The sequence below is a fragment of the Neisseria sp. P0021.S006 genome (assembly GCF_051956895.1).
The window spans coordinates 1-21,966 of record NZ_JBQCWZ010000032.1 but is presented as its reverse complement, the minus strand read 5'-3'; the positions used below and the strand labels follow the sequence as shown (position 1 = coordinate 21,966).

Sequence of the window (21,966 nt, the reverse complement as noted above, 5' to 3'; positions counted from 1 at the left end):
TGCAAAGCAAACTGATTATGCAGGTGCATGACGAATTGGTGTTGGAAGTACCTGAGGCAGAGCTGGATTTAGTCAAAGAAAAACTGTCGCAGATTATGGCGAAAGTGGACGAAGGGATGTTGAACGTGCCGCTGGTGGCAGAAGTGGGCGTGGGTATGAATTGGGAAGAGGCACATTGAGATAGTATGGTGGTTAACAGATTGTTTTGAGAAAGGAATAAAGTAATGAGTGTTCAAGATTTAATTGACGACAGTGTAGAGTTATTCAATAAGAAAAAATTTGACGAAGCGATTGAGAAGCTGAATCAGGCTTTAGATAAAATTGAAGATAAAAATAGCCAAATTCAGGAGCAAAACGATATTCAGTTTTTGCTTGGCCGTTGTTATTTAGAGCAGGCGAAGAAAGCCAAAGGCAAGGATTCGGAACAGTTGTTTGAGCAGGCAGTTAAACATCACCAACAGCAATTGAGGCTTGCCGAACAGCTGGAAGATAAGCAAAACAGCCTTCAAGAACAAATCTATGCCGAATCTTGGCTTAGCCACTGCTATTTAGAGCAGGCGAAGAAAGCCAAAGGCAAGGAGTCAGAACAGTTGTTTGGAAATGCAGTTGAGCATTTCCAACAATCATTGGAATTTGCCAAACAGCTGGCAGACAAGCAAAACAGCCTTCAAGAACAAATCAATGCCCAATATTGGCTTGGTCGTTGCTATTTAGAGCAGGCGAAGAAAGCCAAAGGCAAGGAGTCAGAACAGTTGTTTGGAAATGCAGTTGAGTATTTCCAACAATCATTGGAATTTGCCAAACAGCTGGCAGACAAGCAAAACAACCTTCAAGAACAAAACAATGCACAATTTGGGTTAGGCAGCTGCTATTTTGAACAGGCGCTAAAAGCCAAAGGCAAGGAATCGGAACAGTTGTTTGGAAATGCAGTTGAACACCACCAGCAGCAATTGAGGCTTGCCGAGCAGTTGGAAGATAAACAAAACAGCCTTCAAGAACAAATCTATGCACAATCTTGGTTAGGGCGCTGCTATTTAGAGCAGGCGAAGAAAGCCAAAGGCAAGGAATCGGAACAGTTATTTGAGCAGGCAGTTGAACACCACCAACAGCAATTGAGTCTTGCCGAACAGCTGGAAGATAAGCAGAACAGCCTTCAAGAACAAATCGATGCCCAATCTTGGCTTGGCCGTTGCTATTTTGAGCAGGCACTAAAAGCCAAAGGCAAGGAGGCAGAACAGTTATTTGGACGGGCAGTTGAGCATTTCCAACAATCATTGGAATTTGCTAAACAGCTGGCAGACAAGCCAAACAGCCTTCAAAAACAAAACAATGCACAATCTTGGTTAGGCCGTTGTTATTTCGAACAAGCCATAATTCAAAAAAACTGGGAAAGATATTTTGACTGGAAAAAACAGAAAATACAGGGAGATTTATTTGGAACTCAAAAAGAAAAAACAGTAATAGACGACATTACTACCATTCTGGCAGTTTTAAATATCCCGCCTATGGAATTAGGGTCAATTCCTCTTGCCCATTATACTTCGCCCTCAGTATGCGAAAGATTATTCGGCATTGTTAGTGATAAAGCCGATGATAAAGTTCCTGTTGATAGTAATAAGGTTAGTCCGATGAGAATTGGCAGCTCCACTTATATGAACGACCCGACCGAAGGGGAAGGGCTGTTGGAGTTGTTGAATCTGCAGGATTTGGAATTGGAAAACAAGGCTGACTGCCCTGTCCATAATGCTTTCTTTACCTGTTTCTCCAGCCGCGTCAACGATTTGAACCAGTTCCGTTTGTATGGCAAAGAAAATGGAGTAGAAGCATCGGGCTGCTGCTTGGTATTTAATAAAAACGGAGATTGGTTGAAAGAGCCTGATATTTCTGCTTCGTTCGGAGGTTTTACAAACAAACAGAACGAAGGTTTAAAAGAATTAGCGAAGGTAGATGTAGCGGGTTTAGAAGATGAAAGCCTGCCACTTTATCAGGTGGCTTATATCGCTTATTACGATGAATATGTTGCTGAAGAGAAATGTAAGAAATGGTTGATGAATGAGAACAACCAAAAATTCGGCATTCGATTAAAGCCTGTAGGAAAAAATCCAAGTTTGTATCAATTGCGTATCAACAAGCTTGAAGAAGCGTTGATAGAGTTAATGAAAAAATCTAATAATATCAGCGATGAAGACAAAAAAGCTTTGGAATATATCCGTTATCTTTTTAAAGATTTCGCTTTCCGCGATGAGGAAGAATTCCGTCTGCTGAAAATCGAACAAATCGGTTCGGACAAAATCGAATATTGCAAAACCACAAAATCCGTCTATCTGCCTTATGCCGATATACGCGATATTGTGGATGAAGTGATTTTGGGGACGAATTACGAAAAGAGCGGAAAAGAGCGCAAGGCGGAAGTGTTTCAGCATTTGATGCGGAAATATTATCCAAACGTTAAAGTTTCCCGCTCGTCGTTGCCGATTAATGCTAATCCGCCGATTAAGAAGGATTAATCAATCTCAGGCCGTCTGAAAATCCTTAAACATTTTCAGACGGCCTTTTTTCTATGCCGATTCTCTACATTCTATTCGCCGTATGCTTTTGTTCTCGGCCGTTTGTCTCTTTTTTTCATGAATAATGTTGCCGGTGTTACAATCGGCATATTCTTATTGTTATCAAACAGGTGTTTCATGCAGTTTTTTGGCCTGCTTATTCCTATTATTATCGGCTATTTTGCTGATGAGATGTTCACCGGCGTCATTATTGGGTCGTTGTTTTGGCTGGTTGCTTGGTCAATCGCCAAACAACGCCAAGAAGAGCGTTTGGCTGAATCTGCTACGGCAGGTGATAGGATGCAAAAGCTGGAGCAGGAAATCGAGCTGCTGAAACGGCGTTTGTCGGTGTTGGAGCATGAGGCTGTCCGTGATGAGGCGAAGGTAGGGCAAGGGCTTGAGGCTCGGGCTGTTGCAGATGTTCAGACGGCCTCTGAGCCGCTTCAGGTTCGGGTTGAGTCTGAAGCGGAAGCTGCGCCTGTTAAGCAGAAAATTGAAGAGGCGTTTGCTCCTTCTTTTTCTATACCTATTAATCCTGTTTCTGCCAAGGCTGCTGCTTCGTCTGAGCCTGTTGTGGAAGAAGTTGTCGAGGCGGTTGCTCCGGTTGCTGCTGAACAAGAAGAGCTGCCTAAGGAAGAGGCTGTTATTGCTTCGATGCCGTCTGAAAACGAAGAGGCTCCATCGCGTCAATTCGTTATCCATAAAGATAAGGTGGAAGGAGGAGAGTATAAGTTTTCCGACAATCCGATTGTTGCTTGGTTCTTGCGCGGTAATCCGCTGTTGAAAACCGGTATTGTGGTGCTGTTCCTCGGCTTGGCGTTTTTGTTGCGCTATGCCTCCGAGCGGGTTCATGTGCCGGTGGAGCTGCGTTATCTGACTGTGGCAGGCGCGGGTTTGGCGGCGGTGGTCGGCGGCTGGAAGCTGCAAAGCCGTAAGCGTGAATATGGCTTGGTGTTGCAGGGTTTCGGCGTGGCGGTGATGTATCTGACGGCCTTGGCGGCGTTGAAACTACATCCGCTGCTGCCTGTGTCGGTCGTGTTCGGGCTGATGGTGGCGATGGTTGTGCTGATGGCGTGGCTGGCGGTAAGGCAGAATGCGCAGATTATGGCGCAGGTTGCTTTAATCGGCGGTATGGCCGCGCCTTTGCTGACTTCAGACGGCAGCGGCAATTATTTGGTGCTGTTTTCTTATCTTGCCCTGCTCAACGGCGGTGTGGTCGCGATTGCGTGGTTTAAGGCATGGCGTCCGCTGAACCTGACGGGTTTTGTCGCTACTTTTGCCATTGCCGCGCTGTGGGGCATGCGAAGTTATACGCCGCAACATTTCGCCACTACCGAGCCTTTCTTGATTTACCACTGGCTGCTTTATACCTTTATCGCGTATCTGTTCGCACGCCGTAAGTTGACGGAAAACAGCGAAGACGGCGTTACGCCGATTGCCGACAATGCGACTTTGGAAGAAATCGGCAAGAGTATTTATACACACGGCCTGCGCGTGCATGTCCTCGACCATACTTTATTGTTTGGCACGATGGCGGCAGCGTTCGGCCTGCAATACCGCATGGTGGAGCATTGGCCGTCTGCGGATGCGCTTTCCGCATTGGGTTTTGCCGCTGTTTACGGACTGGCCGCGCTGCTGCTGAAACGTCAGCAGGGTTTGTATATTTTGCGTCAGGCGTTTTTTGCGTTGGCGGTGTTGTTCCTCACAATTGCCGTTCCGCTTTATTTTGAACCGAGCAATACGGTTATCTTGTGGAGTGCCGAATCCGCATTGGTTTATTTCTTCGGTTTGCGTCAACAGCGTCCGCATATCCGTTTGGGTGCGCTGATGGTTTATCTCTTGGCGGCACTGATTCAGTTGGGCAATTATCAGAACTTCGGCACCGATACCGTTTTGGAAGGGCAGTGGTTTACGACGGTTGTGGTGTTGCTTGGCGGAGCGGCGATTTATTTATTGTGGTATTTCTCGCGTCGCGAAGGTTCGGCGCAATGGGAAAAATCTGTTCAGACGGCCGTGTTGTCTGCCGCCTTGCTGTACATCTCTATTTTGCCTTTGCTCTTCTTGGCCGAGCGCGGCTGCATTGTCGCTCTTTCCGCTTTGGCGGCGGCGTGGGCATTCTGTCGGCGCAAACACGAGCCGAATGTGTTTATCACATTTACCTTGGGCAATGTATTGTTCGCCCTGTTGCTGCAAGCCGGTATTATTTATGAATCCCAAGGTTTCCTGAGCCATCTGTACCTTATTGCCGCTACGCCTTTGCTGTTTGCGGCTGCCTACGCGCTGCAATATCCACGCGTGCCGGTTAACACCGAAAAGCCGGAAGGAAACGAGGTTTACTTTGCGAAGGTTGCAGGCTGGATCATCCTGCTTACTGCGTTGGCGACAGGCAGCTACGCCCTTTATATGCAATGGACAGGCGAGGAAACCCTGTTTACCCAGTTGTGGCTGTGGCCGATATTTGCCGGCCTGCTGCTGTTTGCCAAACGTCTGAAATGGGAAGAGCTTCTGCAAACCAATTTGGCATTCTTGCCATTGTTTGGCCTGCATTTCCTCTCCTACCATACCGAACATGCGGTGACAGCCGCCGCAGCCTTGCCGCTTGCCGCCGCTACCGTGTTGAACTTCATTATTCTGAACAACTATCCGCGCCATGATCTGATTTGGTTGCACAAACTCAATATCACGATACTCGGCGTACTTTGGACGCTTTGGACCGCGCTGTATGTCGGTGGTCTTCTCTCCGGCGTTTGGTCGCAGCTCTCATGGCTGGTTGTGCCTTTGGCGATGTGGATTGTTTTCCATACGCAGCGCCACCGCGAATTTTTCAGACGGCATCAAGCCATTTATCAGCATTTTGCTATGCCGTTGTGCGCCCTTGCCGCTGCCTGTTGGATGCTGTGGACCAACTTCTCCACGCCGTTCCAACCTTCACCGTTGCCGTATATTCCCGTGCTCAATCCGGTGGAACTCGCCAGCGCCGGCATGCTTTGGTTTGCACTGAAATCTCTGCCCGAAGCCTTACCGCCCGACCTTCGCCGTACCACGGCAACCACAGTTTCCGCCTTGGCATTTATGCTGATCAGCGCAGGCGTGATGCGCGTATGGCATTTCTACGACGGCATCACTTGGCGTCTCGACATCATGCTGCAATCCTTCGGCCTGCAAGCTAGCCTCTCCGTCGTTTGGGCGGTAACCGCCATCATCTTGATGGTACTCGGCAACCGCCGCAAACAGCGTTCCTACTGGATGACAGGCGCGACGCTGATGGGCATCGTAGTTGTCAAACTCTTCCTGATCGAGCTTTCCAACAGCGGCGGTATCGAACGCATCGCCTCCTTCATCATCGTCGGCCTGCTGCTGCTTCTGGTCGGCTGGTTTGCACCCGTTCCGCCCAAAGCAGAGAATGATGGCGAACCTAAAGCCTAATCACTAATCCCCAAAGGAAAAGGCCGTCTGAAACCCCATTTAAGTTTCAGACGGCCTGAGACCTTTGCAAAGGATGGTTGAACAAATTATACATTATACCCGTGCAGAAAACGTGCTGCTTCATTGTTCCATTTGACCAAATGATCGCCTTTGGCCGTCAGGTTTTCAGCACCGCGCTCGCCCAAGATAATCTCGGAAGACTGGCGTTTGCCTGTTTTCAACGCAATTTTGGTCGGCAGGTTGTCACGTAGGCGGCCGCTGAGTGTTTTCGCATCGGGGCGTTGCGTTGCCAATAACAGATACATTCCTGCGGAGCGCGCTTTTTGTGCCAGCCGTACTAAATGCCCTTCTGCGTCACTGCTGACATCGATAAGGTCGGCCAGTTCGTCAATCACGATAACAACATATTTTGGACGGGCGTGCTGTGGGACTTCTGCAATATCCTTTGCAGCGTATTCGTCCATCAGGCGGTATCGTTTATCCATCTCGTCAGCAAAAGACGACAATATTTCAGCAGCTTCTTCCGCATCGCTGACTATGCGCCCCTGCCATAAATTCGGACGGTCTTTGAAGGCGGCGAAATCCGCAGAAACTTTGCAATAACACACGACGATTTCCGTTTCATTCTGAGGAGCGAGTTCGAACAGGGAAGCCAGCATTGAGCGCACCAGTACCGATTTCCCAGCCCCCGTTTCCCCGCCTACCATCACATGCGGCGCGGTGGCAAAATCTTGAAACACGGGTTCGCCGCGTTCGTCTAAACCGATACACACTGGCAATCTGAATTGCTGTGCCGATGCGCGGTATTGCTGTAAGGCCGTCTGAAACTCACTTTGCCCGTATTGCCGCCAAGTGTCTTGCGGGCGCAGGATATTGATGTGCCATGTATTGGCTTCGCCGCGTATGCGTCCGCAGCGCATTTCATCATCGCCGATGCCTAATTCGGAGCAAATCTGGCTGTGGTATTTTTCCAAATCCACATAGCGGTCGAACTGCACGCGCAGGCAGTCGTAGCGTACGCCGCCGTATTCTGGTTGTATCGTGCCGCCCTTGCCGACTGTTTTGTCCAGTGCGGTTTTGAGTTTGATGCAGGTTTGTTCTTCCATAGCGGAAGCGGCCGGGTGCAGGCTGCCTGAAACGGCCTGTGTAGCACCGTCCGAACCACCGTCTCTGTGTTGCGCCGCCAAGCCGGCCAGTTCGTCAAAGAATATTTTTTTGGCTTCCACGATGCTGCTGTCACAGTAGTCCAAGGCTTTCCGGTAACGTTCCTCCAGCAGTTTCGCGCCGTTGTGCCACGCCAGTTGGATATAGGCAAACAAGTGTTTTTTGGTGAATTTCCGTTCTGGCACTTCGTCAAACATGCGCTGGCTGATGTAGGCTAGCCAAAATTTTTCTTCGCCTTTTTTGCCGTTTTGATTAAAGCAGGTGTTGAACGATGCGATTTCCAAACCACCGTCCATGCTGGGTTTCTGTTCCCAATCTTTGATATTTTTGGTTTTGGCAAAGCAGAAGGCGATGCACAGCCGCGCCCATTCATGGTTCTGCATTTTAGGCAGCACGCCGTCGCTTTCGAGCTGTTTTAGGATTTTGGCTGCTTCGCCGCTGGATTTGATGTGGGTGTTTTCGGTCAGCGTTACCCAGTATTTGTCGTTGCAGATTTTGTCGTCGTCCAATTCGTACATGGCGTTTCCCTTTATTCAAAATAGGCGTGCGGGGTAACGGTGGCGCATTTTCCACCGCCTTGCAGGATTTGAGAACGGATAAGGTAGCTCTTGCCGATGCATCCTTGTGCGTTGAGCTTTTGATAGGTTTCGGAACCGATTTCGGCACTCTGCACCAGAATAATCACTTGGCGGTTTAAATTCATCCAGTATCGCACTAGGTTGTCGCAATGGCGCGTGTCCAAAGATGTGAGCGGGGTATCGACCACGAAGGGGACCTGGTAGTCGGTAATTTCGGCCAGCGCGGCAATCAGGGTCAGCACCAGTATTTTCTTTTCACCGTGCGAAAGCGGCTGGAAGTCGATAGCCGTGCCGTTTTGGCTGTACAGAGACAGGCTGCCGTCTTCGCCGATTTCGATGTCGCCGATTTGTTTGTCATGGGCGATTTTCTTGTGCAGGCTGCTTACGGTTTTGCGGAATGCATCCAGTTTGCTGCGGCGCAGTTGCACGGCCAAGTCGTCTATCAGGCGGCACACGGCCTCGGCACGCTCGGCCTTTTGCTGTTTGGGCAGGCTGTCTATCAGTTCCTGTTGCAGGGTTTCCCATTCGGTTTTCAGGCGGTTGACTTCGGTTTGGCTGCGCTCGATGCTGTTTTGCACGCCGCCGAGTTTTTGGTTGGCTTCGGCCAGCTCTTTCTGAACACGCTCCAATTCTTCGCGCAGGCGGTCGGAATCGACAAGCCTGTCTTTCTGCTGTTCGTAGCAGCGTTTCAGCTCGGCCAGTTTGGTTTCCTGGCGATTTTTCTCTTTGTTTAGGCTGCCGAGGTCGTTGTCAGGCGATGTGATGCGGGCGATGTTTTCGAAGGCAGCCTGAAAGCATGAATCGTCCAAGTAATTGTGCTGCATGGGGTCAGATGCATCTGGCGGCAGTTTATCGAACAGAACGTTCCATGATTCGTTCAGAGCACGTTTGAGCAGTTCGTCTTTCAGGATTTTCGGCGTCAGTAGTTCCAGCGTGTTGGGATTGGTGGAAAACGCTTGCCAGAATTCTTCCAACCGGTGCGCGTTCTGCTCTTTGCCCTGCTCGTGCAGCAGGCGGCGGTAATCACCGTGAAGTTGTGTTTTCAGGGCGGTGATATCGCTTTCAGGCAGTAGGGCAAGCGGCAAGGCTAACAAGGCTGCCTGAATGTTTTGGTTCAGTTGGGCGGTTTCGGCTTCACATTGTTCGATTTGGGCAATCAGCTCTTTGGAATGCTGCGTGCTGCCCGCGCCCCGCAACCGCATCTGCAAGTCGTCCTGCCGAGCTTCGGTTTCCTGCTTCTGCCGCTGCCACTGTTGCAGGGTTTCGGTATGACGCGCCAACTCTTCAGAGGCAGCCTGAAAACGGCGTTCGGCTTCAGAAAGCAGCTCTTTTTGCCTGCCACCCGCCTTTTCGCTGTATAGCTTCTGCCCGTATTCCCTCACCTCTGCCTGCAAGGCTTTAAGCAGGTCGATGCCCAAAAGTTTGTTCAGCGCGCCGCTCATCCAGCCGCCCGCACCAAACTGCTTGGCGATATTGACCAATTGTTCGCCGTCAAAAAAGAAAAAAGCAGAATATTCTGACGGCAGGCCGTAATCTTCCAAATATTCTTGGATTTCTTCACCGTCTATAGGTTTTTTCAGGCCGTCTTTGCCTATGTAATACAAAAGCAGCTGGTTGCTTTCTTCCTGATAGAGGCCCAAATGGTCGAAATACCATTTACGAACAATACGGATACCCTGTTCGCCAAAGGCATAGCTTTCCATCAAATCCATTTCCAGCACTATTTCATAAGAGCGCGCAAAGGCGGCAGTGGCTTCCTTATATAAGGACTGACTGATGAAATCGCGGTATTTGAATCCGCTGTCGACCAAACCGGCACGCTGGAAATTGTCAATCGCGTCTTTGTCATACAGGCACAGATATATCGCTTCCAGCAGCGTGGTTTTACCGTGCCCGTTTTCCGCCCCGACCAAAATCAGGTTTCGCCCTTTTTCAGGTGGGGGAAATTCAAATTCGGCTTCGGCGTAGGATTTGAAATTTTTCAGTTTTATCCGTTTGATATACACCTTATTCCCCCCATAAATCCTGTTGTTCGAAGATTTTGTCCAGCTTCTGCTTCATGCCGCCGTATTTGTCACCCTTGCGCCGCACCTGGCGCGCCCAAGCAAGAAGTTCTGCCGCCGCTTCCATTTTGACATTGTGTTTTTCGGCGGCCGCTTCCAGCAAATGGCGCGCGTCAGGGTCGCGCCACAGCAGCAGGTCGGCAATTTGTGCTTCGGTTTCCGGGTTCATCGTCTGTCTCCTTGTTTCAAAATATCTTCCGTCCAAATCTGCTTGATTAGGTCGATTTCGTCCTGCGAAATCAGTTCTTCGCCGAAAGCAGCCTGCACGTCTAGCAGCTTCGCCAGCATTTCCTGCCGCGCCGTGATGGTGAACGGGCCGGGGATGTGTTTTCCGCCTTTGAACGTGAGTTTTCCGTTGCGCCGTTCGGCCTGGCGGTATTCGGGTTTGTTACGGATATCCACCAACCAGTTGCGGTATTCAATTAACGGTGCAAATTCGGTTTTCCCCGCATCCACAAATCCTTGCAGGCTTCTATCTTTATTGACCACCGTACACGTCCAACAGCCGAAACGGCTGGAATTAGTGCCGCAGCCGGGGGCTTCTTCCTGCGACAGCACAATCGGGCATTCGCCGCCGGCGGCTTCGCGATAGAGCTTGATTAAATCGCTGTGTGTGCCTCCCCAGGGCGGGTCGTTGGCAGCAAGGAATTCCCACACATCGTCGGTACTCAAATCGGCAATTGGTCGGTACACCAGCGCGTTCTTCAAATCGCCGTGCGGGGTCAGGTTGCTGTTTTCCAGGTTCTTGTGGTTTTCTATGCTGGCCTTGCGGGTGGCGGATTCGTCTTTGCGCACACCCAGCACGATGATGGCTTTGCCGTTTTCGTTTACTTTTTGCAGGATGTAGCCGCTGGTTGGTTGGATTTTCAGGCGGTCAGTACACCAGCGCATCGAGCGGTTGGGCGTGGGGTAGCCTTTGCCGATAAGCAGCGTCCAAAACGTGTCCTGCAATTTCGGCACGGTGATTTCGCCGCTGACGGGCAGCCTGAAAATTTCGGCGGCGCGCAGGATTTCTGCCAAAGATTGGCGCATGTGTTTCACCACCAGCGGGCTTTCCACCAGCGTGTCGTTGGAAATGAAGAACACCTGCCGCGTCCGCAGCATCGGCGGCAGCGAAAGCAGCATGTCAAACACCAAATGGGCGACAAGGGTGCTGTCCTTGCCGCCTGAAAAGGTAACAATCCAAGGGTAGTGCTGCGTTTCGCTCAAATATTCTTCAGTGATGTTTTGGCGTATAGCGTCGAACGGGTTGGCAGGGTGTATGGGTATTACGGTCATTTTTATACATATTTCTTATTTGCACCTAAAACAGGTGCATGCGTGATTGTACCTAAAATCGGAGCGCATGAGAAATATTCGTTTGTCGGTACACTCTGCCGAACACACCTATTTGCGACAACTCCTTATCCGCAGAAGATTGGATTTGGGGTTGTCGCAGCGTGCATTGGCGGAACGGATGAATGTGGTGCATTCGTTCGTAGGAAAAGTGGAAACAGGTGACAGGCGGCTGGATATCTTTGAGTTTATTGATTATTGCCGCGCATTGAATTGGCAACCGGAGGAGGTATTGCAAAGTTTGCAGGAGGAAGCGGTATGAAAGATTTGGCAGCATTATTAAAATATGCGGAACAATTCCGCAGCCTGCATACAAGTTTTACACAAGCAAACAACCGTGCCCCGCATAAATTCATCCTTCTATACAGTTTATGCCTGCTGTATGAATCAGGCAGCCTGCACACAGAAAAAATTGATTTTTCGGATACGCTTTTGGAAGAATGGCAGGCAATATTCAGACAGCAATGGCAGCGGTGGGTGGCAAACGCATACCACCAAGAAAATTTCGGCATGCCGCTCTACCACATGAGGACCGAGCCGTTTTGGTATTTTTGTGTCAAACCTGGTATGGAAGATGCATTCGAACAAAAAAACCGCATGAAGGCTTTATCCAGCCTGCGTCAAACTGTTTCGGGCGTAGAAATCGATGCACTACTCGCACGGCTGCTTCGGCAGGCCGAAACGCGGGTGGTGCTGCAGGATGTGCTGTTGGCACAATTGTTTGAAATCTTATGAGCAGGGAAACGAGTGAAATTTAAAGTGCAGGCTGCTTTTTCATCACCCCAAAAGCAGCAGCCGTAGGTCGGATTCTCGAATCCGACATTTTCCAACAGCGTTTTTTTCGGAAACGATAGACGCGTCAATGTTTTTGTTGGATACGAGTATCCAACCTACATTTCTACTTCTGGATTCCCGCCTGCGAGGGAATGACGGCGGAGGTTTCGGCAAAATTGCTCCTCCCGTTTTCAGACGGCCTCTGCCATCTCCCTTCTACATCTCTTCCAATTTCGCAAACTTGGTGTCCAGCTCTTTTACGCCCTGTTTGCCGAAGTTGATGGTCAGTCGGGCAGATTCGCCTTTGTCCACGGCATCGATGATGACGCCGGTGCCGAATTTGGCGTGGCGGACGTTTTGGCCGATGCGGAAGCCTGCGTAGGTTTGGGGCTGTTTGTAGTCGTCGATGATTTTGTCTTTGAACATGGAGGTTTGGCGCGTGTTGCTGTAGCTGTCGTAGGCGGGTTTTTTGACGGACAGGTAGTGCAATACTTCGGGCGGGATTTCTTCGACAAAGCGGGAGACGATGCCGAATTGGGTTTGTCCGTGAAGCATGCGTTGCTGTGCCATGGTGATGTAGAGGCGTTTGCGGGCGCGGGTGATGGCGACGTACATGAGGCGGCGTTCTTCTTCGAGGCCGCCGCGTTCGGCAAGGCTCATTTCGCTGGGGAAGCGGCCTTCTTCCATGCCGGTGAGGAAGACGGCGTTGAATTCCAAGCCTTTGGAGGCGTGGACGGTCATCAGTTGGACGGCTTTTTCACCTGCGCCTGCTTGGTTTTCGCCGGATTCGAGGGCGGCGTTGCTCAAGAAAGCGAGGATAGGGAAGGCGGGGTCGTCTGAAATGTTTTCGGGCAGGGTTTCAAAGTTGCTGTCTTCGGGTTTGAACTCGATGGCGGCGTTGACGAGTTCGTCGAGGTTGTCGAGGCGGTCTTGGTTGTCGCCTTTTTGGGTTCGGTAGTGTTCGGTCAGGCCGCTGTCTTTGAGGATGCCGACGATGATTTCGGACAGGGGCATTTGTCCGACTTGGTTGCGCAGGGCTTCAATCAGGCGGACGAAGGCGGCGATTTTGGTGGCTTTTGCGCCGGCATTGCAGGCTGCCTGCCAGAGGGTGATGCCTTGTTCGTTTGAGGCCGTCTGAAGGTTTTCGATGGTGCGTGCGCCGATGCCGCGCGGTGGGAAGTTAATCACACGCAAGAGGGCGTTGTCGTCGTCGGGATTGACGGCAAGGCGCAGGTAGGCGAGGGCGTGTTTGATTTCTTGGCGTTCGTAAAAGCGCAGGCCGCCGTAGATTTTGTAGGGAATGCCGCTGCGGAACAGGTTTTGTTCGATGACGCGCGATTGGGCGTTGCTGCGGTAGAGGACAGCAATTTCGTCCAAATCCCAGCCTTCGCGTTCGAGGGCTTTGGTTTCGTCCACAATGAATTGGGCTTCTTCGAGGTCGGTAAAGGCGGAGTAGTAGCGGATTTTGTCGCCTGCTTCAGCGTCGGTGCGCAGGTTTTTGCCGAGGCGTTCGTCGTTGTTTTCGATGACGGCGTTGGCGGCGGCGAGGATGTTGCCGACGGAGCGGTAGTTTTGTTCGAGTTTGACGGGCGCGTCGATGTGGAATTCTTCCATCAGCGCGGTCATGTTGCCGACGTTTGCGCCGCGGAATCGGTAAATGCTTTGGTCGTCGTCGCCGACGGCAAAGACGGCGGCGTGGTTGCCGGCAATCAGTTTCAGCCACGCGTATTGCAGCTTGTTGGTGTCTTGGAACTCGTCGACCAAAATGTGATTGAAGCGGTTTTGGTAGTGCTGGCGCAGGATTTCGTTGTTTTGCAGCATTTCGTAGCTGCGGAGCATGAGTTCGGCAAAATCGACCACGCCTTCGCGTTGGCAGATTTTGTCGTATTCGGCGTAGCACTCAATCATGCGGCGTGTGTGCGGATCGGGCGCGCTCAACACGGAAGCGCGCAAACCGGATTCTTTTTGCGCGTTGATAAAGCCTTGCAGCGAACGCGGCGCGATGATTTCTTCGGCGATGTTGAGGCTTTTGAGCAGGCGTTTGATCAGGGAAAGCTGATCGCCGCTGTCGAGGATTTGGAAGGAAGAGGGCAGGCCGGCGTCGCGGTGGTGCAGGCGCAAAAAGCGGTGGCAGAGGCCGTGGAACGTGCCGAGCCACATGGCGCGGACGTTGACGGGAATCATCGCGCCCAAACGGGTCTGCATTTCTTTGGCGGCTTTGTTGGTAAACGTTACCGCCATAATGCTGTGCACGCTGGCTTGTCCGCTTTGCAAAAGCCATGCGATGCGCGTGGTCAGTACGCGCGTTTTGCCGCTGCCTGCGCCTGCCAAAACGAGGGCGGATTGCGGCGGCCAGGTTACGGCGGAGAGTTGTTCGGGGTTTAAGCCTTGCAGGAGATTGGGGGCGGATTCGTTGGGAAACATGAAGAGGCCGTCTGAAAAGAAATGGGAATGCGATATTTTAAAGGAAATACAAAAGGCCGTCTGAAAAGATGTTTCAGACGGCCTTTGTGTTGGAAGCCGATTAGAACGGACGTACTTCCAAACCGAACATACGGCGCGCGGTATTCAGCATTTGGCAGCTGAAGCCCCACTCGTTGTCGTACCATGCGAACACTTTAACCATTTTGCCTTCGGTTACTTTGGTCAGCGTAGAGTCGAATGTGCTGGCTTGGGTGGTGTGGTTGAAGTCCATAGAGACCAGCGGCAGGGTGTTGTAACCCAAAACGCCTTTCAGACGGCCTTCTTCGGAAGCGGCTTTCATCAGCGCGTTGATTTCTTCGACAGAAGTCTCGCGGCTTGCTTGGAAGCTCAGGTCAACCAGGGAAACGTTGACGGTCGGTACGCGGATGGCGAGGCCGTCGAGTTTGCCTTTCAGGGCAGGCAATACCAAGCCGACGGCTTTTGCCGCGCCGGTTTTGGTCGGAATCATGTTTTCCACGCCGCTACGCGCACGGCGCAGGTCTTTGTGGCGTACGTCGGTGACGGTTTGGTCGTTGGTCAGCGCGTGGATGGTGGTCATCACGCCGTTTACGATGCCGATGTTTTCGTTCAACACTTTGGCTACGGGTGCCAGGCAGTTGGTGGTACAGGAGGCATTGGAGATAACGGTCATGTCGCCGGTAATCACGTCGTCGTTTACGCCGTAAACGATGGTTGCGTCAACGTCATCGCCGCCGGGAGCGGAAATTAGCACTTTTTTCGCGCCGCTTTCCAAGTGGATTTTGGCCTTCTCTTTGCTGGTGAACGCGCCGGTACATTCCATGACCAGGTCAACGCCCAATTCACCCCATGGCAATTCGGCAGGATTGCGGGTGGAGAAGTAAGGGATTTTTTTACCGTTGATGATGAGGTGTTTTTCATCATGGGAAACATCGGCGTCAAAGCGGCCGTGAACAGTGTCGAATTTGGTCAGGTGGGCGTTGGTCTCGATGCTGCCGCTGGCGTTGATGGCAACGATGTCGAGTTGGTCTTGCAGTTTGTAGTCGAAAATAGCGCGCACTACTTGGCGGCCGATGCGGCCGTAACCGTTGATGGCAACTTTGATACCCATGGCTTTTCCTCTTCTTTTGGGTTTGGGTTGTGGATTGAATGGCGGCAATTATAGCAAAAATGTAGTGCTGTGTAATTAATGTTTTATTGAAATTTTTTGGTTTGATTATTTTTGATTGTGGATGATTAGAGTAGAAATACGGGTTTAAAATTAATCTTATTTTTGATTTTTTGTCATTTTATTTTTTATTCATTTTATTTTTGATATTTTATGCTTATTTTAAATGATGGTGATGAAGGGCGCAGAAAAAGGCGGATTGTTTTTGTTTATATTAAACGGAATTCTGGAGTGGTTTCTTGATTACAACATGCAACAGTGAAATTTTCAGACGGCCCGGATTGGACGGAAGGAAAACAGGCCGTCTGAAACATTTTGATGACGGGGGGTTTGAATGCGTTGGGTTGCCGCTTTTCCTTACGGGATAAGGGAAAGGCGGTTTGCGACGAGGGCGGTTGTCAATGGGAAGGGGAGGGGGAAACGGGGCTTGTGTGTTGCGTTTGGCTTGTATATAAAGAAGTGTATGAAGATTTTAGTCGTAGTGCATGAAGATTTTCCTTGCGATTTTAATGCAATACTGACTTGCCAACAGTGTTAAATTTTTTTACGATAAGGTCAGATTATGTTTGCATGGCCATAAGCGGTGCATTCTTTAAATACCGGATATTATCCTTGTCCGAATATCTATTTTAACCGGCCGGTTTGTCCGACCTGATTTCTAAATATATACGCGCAAGGCCGGGAGGCCTTGACGACACTCGATTTTTAAGAGGTTCATCGTGTCAAATTCTCAATCCAGCGAACGCGCGACGTTTAGCAGTCGCCGTGCCTTTATGTTTGCCGCCATCGGCTCGGCCGTGGGCTTAGGCAACATTTGGCGTTTCCCTTACATCGCCTTCGACAACGGCGGCGGTGCTTTCGTCCTCCCTTATTTGGTTGCGCTGTTGACGGCGGGTATTCCACTGTTGCTGCTCGACTATGCCATCGGCCACCGTTACCGCGGTTCGCCTCCTTTGGCCTTCCGCCGCCTCGGCCGTTGGTTTGAGCCGGTGGGTTGGTGGAACTTTCTGACCAACGTCATCATCTGTATCTACTACGCCGTGATTGTCGGCTGGGCGGCAAGCTATGCCTATTATTCTTTGACTTCGGCATGGGGTACGGATCCGCAGACCTTCTTCTTCAAAGACTTCCTGCAAATGGCCGATGCCAAAGACTTGGGCTTGGATTTTGTCGGCAAAGTTGCCGGTCCGTTGATTGCCGTGTGGGTGTTTACGCTGGCGATTATGGCTTTGGGCGTGCAAAAAGGTGTGGCCGGTGCGTCCACATTCTTCATGCCTTTGTTGGTGGTAATGTTTGTCATCATGGTGGGCATTGCGCTGACTCTGCCGGGTGCGGCAAAAGGTTTGGACGCTTTGTTTACGCCTGACTGGAGCCGCTTGGCGGATCCGAAAGTCTGGGTAGCCGCATATGGTCAGATCTTCTTCTCGCTCTCCATCTGCTTCGGCATCATGATTACTTATTCTTCTTACCTGAAGAAAAAAACCGACTTGGGCGGCACCGGCTTGGTTGTCGGCTTTGCCAACAGCAGCTTTGAGTTGCTCGCCGGTATCGGCGTATTTGCCGCATTGGGCTTTATGGCTCAAGCCGCAGGCAAAGAAGTCAGCGAAGTGGCATCCAACGGTATCGGCTTGGCGTTTATCGCGTTCCCGACCATCATCAACCAAGCGCCGATGGGCGCGTTGATCGGCGTGTTGTTCTTCGGCTCGCTGGTGTTTGCCGGTGTAACTTCTATGATTTCCATCGTTGAAGTAATTGTGGCTGCAATTCAAGACAAAATGAACATCGGACGTGTCAGCGCAACGTTGATTGCTGGCGTTCCCATGGCGATTATTTCCACCTTGCTGTTCGGTACGACCACCGGCCTGCCTGTGTTGGACGTATTGGACAAATTCATCAATACTTATGGCATTGTGGCTTCCGGTTTTGTTTACGTTTTGGCGATTGTCTTGTTGAACAAGCTGCCGGAACTGCGTAACCACTTGAACGCGCTGTCTTCCATCCGTGTCGGCAAAGTGTGGACAGCCAGCGTGGTGGTTACCGTCGCCATGCTCGGCTATATGCTTTATCAGGATACTGCCGGCCTCCTAAAAGAGAATTACAGCGGCTATCCTGACAGCTTCCTCAATATCTTTGGTTGGGGCATGGTGGGCGCCATCCTCGTATTGTCGGTCTTGCTGTCATTCTTGCCGTGGGAACACGGTCAGGGCTTCAACGTCAAAGACGAACATGAACACGAACGTGAAGGAGACGAATAATGAGTACTTCAGCCATTATTATGATGCTTGTCGCATTGATCGTCATTTGGGGCGGATTCATCGTCTCCGTCCTGCGCCTGCCTAAAGAATAAGGTTTGAGCAAATGAAAAGGCCGTCTGAAAGTCATTTTTCAGACGGCCTTTTTGTTACATAGCAAGGGACGGAAGAGGGGGAATCATCTTGGTGGACGGCATGTGCGAGATTTTTAATAATGGATGACCGGGTATGATGTATAAATTATATCTATTTGTTTTAAAAAGATTTAAATACGATTATCGTGTTAATAAACCGTTGTTCCCTTCAATCTTTGCCCGCTGTTTTCTTTGTTCTAGAATAGAGTCCGCAATGCCTTTTATGAGGCATTAGGTACAGTATCCGTTTATTTGTTAAGGAGAATTTCATGGCTAAAGTACATCAACCAAGTAAAGAAAGTGATTCTGAAGATTTTGTTATCCGCCTCGATCCGCGCGAGTGGGACGGTACTTTTTCAGGAGAAGGCAAAGGGCCTAATGATGGCTATGACGATGATCATATCATCCGCCTTGATCCGCGTGAGTGGGAAGGTTTTGAGCCTGCACAGCCGGCCGCGAAGCCGATATTGGAATCCAAAGCTTTCGATGGAGATGAGCTTTTGAGCCGTGAGTTTGGTGAGGCTGATCCTCTTGATTCTTCTGCTGGTCTTTCCTCAGACAATGCGACCTATTCAAACAATGGTACAGGTTCATCTGCGTTGGATACCATTCATGATTTAGCAGAGGCTTCTATTTTCAAACTGTAATCGTTCCATAATATAAAAGGCCGTCTGAAACCGATATGTGTTTCAGACGGCCTTTTTGTGTATGGTCATCGGGACGAAGCCTAACTCATCATCCAAATTACCAAATGCACCATGGTTGGGCCAAACAATACCATAAACAGTCCGGCCAAAATCATGGTCAGGCTGGCCATTACGCCTTCAGTTTCATGGCGTTGTCCGGCGCGCGATGTGCCGAAGCCGTGGGCGGCATTGCCGAATGCCACGCCGTTGGCGGTACGGAAGCGGATACGGGTGAAGGCTAAAAACAGGTCGCCGAATATCATGCCGACAAAGCCAGTGATGATGGTGAACAGGGAAACGAGCGAGGCTGAACCGTGGATTTCGCTGGCGAGGACGACGGCAAACGGCGTGGAGATGGAGCGCGCCATTAGGCTGTTGGTTACTTCGTTGTTGAAGTGGAACATATGGCTCATGAGGAATGCGCTGACTACGCCGACAAACATGCCCACCATAATGGCGATGGAGAGGATGGGCAGCTGGCGGCGGATGACTTCGCGGTTTTCATAAATGGGGACGGCAAAGGCAACGGTAACCGGAGTGAGCAGGAAGACGATGCCTTGGGTATATTTGTGGTAGGTGTCGTAATTGACGCCGAATGCCAGCAGCAGGAGGATGGTGCTGACGGAGACGGTAACGACGGGGGAGAAAATCATTAAGGGTTTTTTGCGGTGGATTTTTTTGGCAACGACATAGGCAAAGCAAGTCCAGATGAAGCAGGCGAGGGCAGTGTAGTCCATTTTTATTCTCTATTTTTAGGAGTGGAGTTTTTTGTAGAGGCGGCGTTTCCAGCGGTAGCAGAAATCGAGAGTCAGGGCGGTGCTGATCATCACGAGCGCGGTGCCGACGGCGATGGTCAAAATCAGCTGCCAACCTTCGGACATCAGCAGGTCTTGATATTGCAAGACGGAAACCATGATGGGGATGAAGAAAAAGACGAGTTCGCCCAATGCCCATTTTGCGCCGCGATCAACCATGCCCGGGCGGATGATGCCGAGCCCTAAAAGGGCGAGCATGAGGAACAAGCCCAATACGCCTGAAGAAACAGGCAGATGCGTGAAGCGGACGATAAGGTCGGAGACGCCCCATACTGCGCCGATGATGGCAAGCTGCAAGGCCGTCTGAAAAAATCTGGTGAGGGAATCCATGATATGGGTGTGTGTTGAATGAAAGGCTTGATTATAGAAACCTAATTTCTGCATAATATGAATTATTAAACGAATAATCATGCCTTAGAGGAATAATGGATTTCAAAAGCCTGCATTGTTTTGCCGAACTCATCCGCCTGCAAAGTTTTTCGGCCACGGCTTCCGCGTTGAATTTGACGCAGCCGACGGTCAGCAAAATCATCCAGTCTTTGGAAGAAGAATTGGGCGTGCCGCTTTTGTGCAGAGAAAACGGACGCAAAAAGCGGCAGGTGCAGCCGACCGCAATCGGCGAAGAAGTCTATCGCCATGCGTTAAACCTTTTACACGAACGCGATTTGCTGCTGGCCCGCGTTGACGATTACCGCCATGTCAAAAGCGGGACGCTGCGTTTGGGTTTGGCCTTGTTCGGCAGCGATTTGCTCAGTCATGCGCTGTTTGATTTCCACCAAAAATGGCCGGACATAGAATTGTCGTTTTTGGAACAAGGTTCGCTCGCCATCGAGCAATCCCTGCGCAACAACGAACTCGATGCCGGGCAGCTGCTCGCGCCGGTTCACGAAGACTTCGACAGCATCACGTTGTGCGACTATCCGCTGGTGGTCTTGATGCCGAAAAATCGGGCGAGACACGATGCGCTGACGCTCAAAAGCCTGCAACACGAGCCCTTCATCCTTTTTGGTGCAGGCTTTTCCCTCAACGAAACCATTCAGACGGCCTGCCGCAATCAAGGTTTTACGCCCAACGTTGTCTGCCGTACCGGACAATGGAATTTGGTCGCCGACATGGTGGCGCACAATATGGGCATTGCCTTGTTACCCGAATACTATGCCCGAAAAATCAATCCCGATGTCTTTGCCGCCATTCCTTTGGTCGAACCCGAAATCCGCTGGCAGCTCACCATGGCATGGAAGAAACACCAACGCCCGACGCCGGCCTTAAGGGCTTGGTTGGACGTGGTCAGGGAAGCGTTCGGCAGGCGAAACAAATAAAATCAAATCATCAGGCCGTCTGAAAAAAAAGGGTGTCGTTATCACCCGCTTTCAGACGGCCTTTCCCGTTAAAAATGGTAAAACGGCCTAAAAAAGAGTAGAATATGCACCGTTTACAACTCTGCGCCTCTCAGCAGGCTCGAATTATGGACCTTCCCAGTTCGCCTTTGAACTTCCCATCAGACACACAACAACCATAATCATCCCGCCGAAATGCCTCCCCGCGTCCGGCGGGCGGAGCATTTATGAGCATCGAACAAACCCCTCCGAATCTCGACCATACCCCCGACAATGAAGCGGTGGAAGACCGCATTTCTGACGATCGCATCTCTGACGATATCGACCGCATCCACGCCTTATGCGAAATCCTCGAGCCGTCCTTTGAACAAATCGAAGCAGGCGTGCCGATTGAAGACGAAAGCCTGCGTGACAAGTTCACCGAGCTGACCGTCCTCTTGGCCGAGTTGCACCCTGCCGACGTGGCCGCCGTCTTGGAATCCCTGCCGCCGCGCGAGCGTAACATCGTCTGGCTTTTGGTCGCCCCTGAAGACGACGGCGAAGTCTTGCTGGAAGTATCCGACGCCGTACGCGAAACGCTGATCGAGTCCATGGACAAAGACGAGCTGTTGGCCGCCGTCGATGATTTGGACGCAGACGAATTGGCAGAACTGGCAGACGACCTGCCGCACCAAGTGGTGTACGAAGCGCTGCAAACGCGTGATGAAGAAGAACGCGAGCAGGTCAAAGCGGCGATGTCTTACGAAGATAACCAAGTCGGCGCGATTATGGACTTTGAATTGGTCAGCATCCGCGCCGATGTGGCGTGTGAAGTCGTGTTGCGCTACTTGCGCCGTTTCGACAGCCTGCCCGACCATACCGACAAGATTTTCGTGGTTGATGAAAACGACGTGTTGCAAGGCGTGCTGCCCATCCGCAAACTCTTGGTCGCCGACCCCGAAGACATGGTGGCGGACGTGATGGCCACCGATGTCGTGCGCTTCCGTCCCGAAGACGACGTGGAAGAAGCGGCACAGGCGTTTGAACGTTATGACTTGGTCACCGCGCCGGTTGTCGATGAAAACAAAAAGCTGATCGGCAGGATCACCATTGACGAAATGGTGGACGTGATCCGTGAAGAATCCGAAGCCGACATGTTTAACATGGCCGGTTTGCAAGAAGAAGAGGACTTGTTCGCCCCGATTTGGGACTCGGTGAAAAACCGCTGGATGTGGCTTGCCATCAACCTGTGTACCGCCTTTATCGC

The 21,966-nt window shown here is 51.0% G+C and carries 18 protein-coding genes; 10 read left to right on the top strand and 8 right to left on the bottom strand.

The window, feature by feature from the left end; all coding sequences use genetic code 11:
* The 3 genes from ACTHUM_RS08010 to ACTHUM_RS08000 all read left to right on the top strand — a co-directional run.
* The coding region (locus ACTHUM_RS08010) for a DNA polymerase (protein ID WP_440402819.1) at positions 1–179 on the top strand (179 nt) is incomplete at its 5' end.
* Between the two features lie 45 nt (positions 180–224).
* Positions 225–2,507, top strand: a complete 2,283-nt coding sequence (locus ACTHUM_RS08005; RefSeq protein WP_440361223.1) for a sel1 repeat family protein — start codon at positions 225–227, stop codon at positions 2,505–2,507.
* A gap of 177 nt (positions 2,508–2,684) precedes the next feature.
* Positions 2,685–5,972: a DUF2339 domain-containing protein gene (locus ACTHUM_RS08000; RefSeq protein WP_440361224.1), complete on the top strand. Its 3,288-nt coding sequence runs from the start codon at positions 2,685–2,687 to the stop codon at positions 5,970–5,972.
* Positions 5,973–6,058: 86 nt separating this feature from the next.
* Here the strand turns inward: ACTHUM_RS08000 and ACTHUM_RS07995 are convergent, their stop codons facing one another.
* The 4 genes from ACTHUM_RS07995 to dndC are packed head-to-tail and all read right to left on the bottom strand — an operon-like array spanning position 6,059 to position 11,055.
* The gene (locus ACTHUM_RS07995; RefSeq protein ID WP_049331668.1) at positions 6,059–7,654 is read right to left on the bottom strand and encodes an FtsK/SpoIIIE domain-containing protein; all 1,596 of its coding nucleotides are present in this window, start codon (positions 7,652–7,654) and stop codon (positions 6,059–6,061) included.
* Between the two features lie 11 nt (positions 7,655–7,665).
* The gene (locus ACTHUM_RS07990; protein ID WP_440361225.1) at positions 7,666–9,720 is read right to left on the bottom strand and encodes an AAA family ATPase; all 2,055 of its coding nucleotides are present in this window, start codon (positions 9,718–9,720) and stop codon (positions 7,666–7,668) included.
* A gap of 1 nt (position 9,721) precedes the next feature.
* On the bottom strand, positions 9,722–9,946 hold the full coding sequence (locus ACTHUM_RS07985; protein WP_004518986.1) for a DNA modification system-associated small protein: 225 nt from the start codon (positions 9,944–9,946) through the stop codon (positions 9,722–9,724).
* Positions 9,943–11,055 carry a DNA phosphorothioation system sulfurtransferase DndC gene (dndC, locus tag ACTHUM_RS07980; RefSeq protein ID WP_049331662.1) on the bottom strand — a complete coding sequence of 371 codons (1,113 nt, stop codon included), beginning with the start codon at positions 11,053–11,055 and terminating at the stop codon, positions 9,943–9,945. The genes ACTHUM_RS07985 and dndC overlap by 4 nt, the downstream gene beginning before the upstream one ends.
* Before the next feature lie 67 nt (positions 11,056–11,122).
* Between dndC and ACTHUM_RS07975 the strand changes: the two genes are divergently transcribed.
* Both ACTHUM_RS07975 and ACTHUM_RS07970 read left to right on the top strand, forming a co-directional pair.
* The gene (locus ACTHUM_RS07975) at positions 11,123–11,374 is read left to right on the top strand and encodes a helix-turn-helix domain-containing protein (protein WP_049331660.1); all 252 of its coding nucleotides are present in this window, start codon (positions 11,123–11,125) and stop codon (positions 11,372–11,374) included.
* Positions 11,371–11,847, top strand: coding sequence for a hypothetical protein (locus tag ACTHUM_RS07970; RefSeq protein WP_063068390.1), 477 nt, complete (start codon positions 11,371–11,373; stop codon positions 11,845–11,847). Before ACTHUM_RS07975 ends, ACTHUM_RS07970 begins: the two co-directional genes overlap by 4 nt.
* A 255-nt stretch (positions 11,848–12,102) precedes the next feature.
* On the opposite strand, the gene uvrD is transcribed toward ACTHUM_RS07970, so the two are convergent.
* Positions 12,103–14,310: a DNA helicase II gene (gene uvrD / locus ACTHUM_RS07965; RefSeq protein WP_440361226.1), complete on the bottom strand. Its 2,208-nt coding sequence runs from the start codon at positions 14,308–14,310 to the stop codon at positions 12,103–12,105.
* A gap of 100 nt (positions 14,311–14,410) precedes the next feature.
* Positions 14,411–15,439 (bottom strand): type I glyceraldehyde-3-phosphate dehydrogenase, encoded by a 1,029-nt coding sequence (gap, locus tag ACTHUM_RS07960; RefSeq protein ID WP_003748138.1) that lies wholly within the window; start codon positions 15,437–15,439, stop codon positions 14,411–14,413.
* A 776-nt stretch (positions 15,440–16,215) separates the two neighbouring features.
* Between gap and ACTHUM_RS07955 the strand changes: the two genes are divergently transcribed.
* The 3 genes from ACTHUM_RS07955 to ACTHUM_RS07945 all read left to right on the top strand — a co-directional run bounded on the left by ACTHUM_RS07955 (position 16,216) and on the right by ACTHUM_RS07945 (position 18,529).
* Positions 16,216–17,751, top strand: coding sequence for a sodium-dependent transporter (locus ACTHUM_RS07955; protein WP_083296577.1), 1,536 nt, complete (start codon positions 16,216–16,218; stop codon positions 17,749–17,751).
* Positions 17,751–17,843 carry a methionine/alanine import family NSS transporter small subunit gene (locus ACTHUM_RS07950; protein ID WP_036472778.1) on the top strand — a complete coding sequence of 31 codons (93 nt, stop codon included), beginning with the start codon at positions 17,751–17,753 and terminating at the stop codon, positions 17,841–17,843. The genes ACTHUM_RS07955 and ACTHUM_RS07950 overlap by 1 nt, the downstream gene beginning before the upstream one ends.
* A gap of 308 nt (positions 17,844–18,151) precedes the next feature.
* Complete coding sequence (locus ACTHUM_RS07945) at positions 18,152–18,529, top strand: hypothetical protein (RefSeq protein ID WP_004518977.1); 378 nt, start codon at positions 18,152–18,154, stop codon at positions 18,527–18,529.
* Positions 18,530–18,609: 80 nt separating this feature from the next.
* On the opposite strand, the gene ACTHUM_RS07940 is transcribed toward ACTHUM_RS07945, so the two are convergent.
* A complete protein-coding gene (locus tag ACTHUM_RS07940; RefSeq protein WP_039861867.1) occupies positions 18,610–19,305 on the bottom strand; it encodes an LrgB family protein in 696 nt (231 codons plus the stop codon).
* A 15-nt stretch (positions 19,306–19,320) separates the two neighbouring features.
* Complete coding sequence (locus ACTHUM_RS07935) at positions 19,321–19,794, bottom strand: CidA/LrgA family protein (RefSeq protein ID WP_004518974.1); 474 nt, start codon at positions 19,792–19,794, stop codon at positions 19,321–19,323.
* Positions 19,795–19,808: 14 nt separating this feature from the next.
* Between ACTHUM_RS07935 and ACTHUM_RS07930 the strand changes: the two genes are divergently transcribed.
* Both ACTHUM_RS07930 and ACTHUM_RS07925 read left to right on the top strand, forming a co-directional pair.
* Complete coding sequence (locus tag ACTHUM_RS07930) at positions 19,809–20,702, top strand: LysR family transcriptional regulator (RefSeq protein ID WP_004518973.1); 894 nt, start codon at positions 19,809–19,811, stop codon at positions 20,700–20,702.
* Between the two features lie 245 nt (positions 20,703–20,947).
* Positions 20,948–21,966, top strand: a 1,019-nt coding sequence (locus ACTHUM_RS07925; RefSeq protein WP_440402816.1) for a magnesium transporter, incomplete at its 3' end; no start/stop codon positions are given.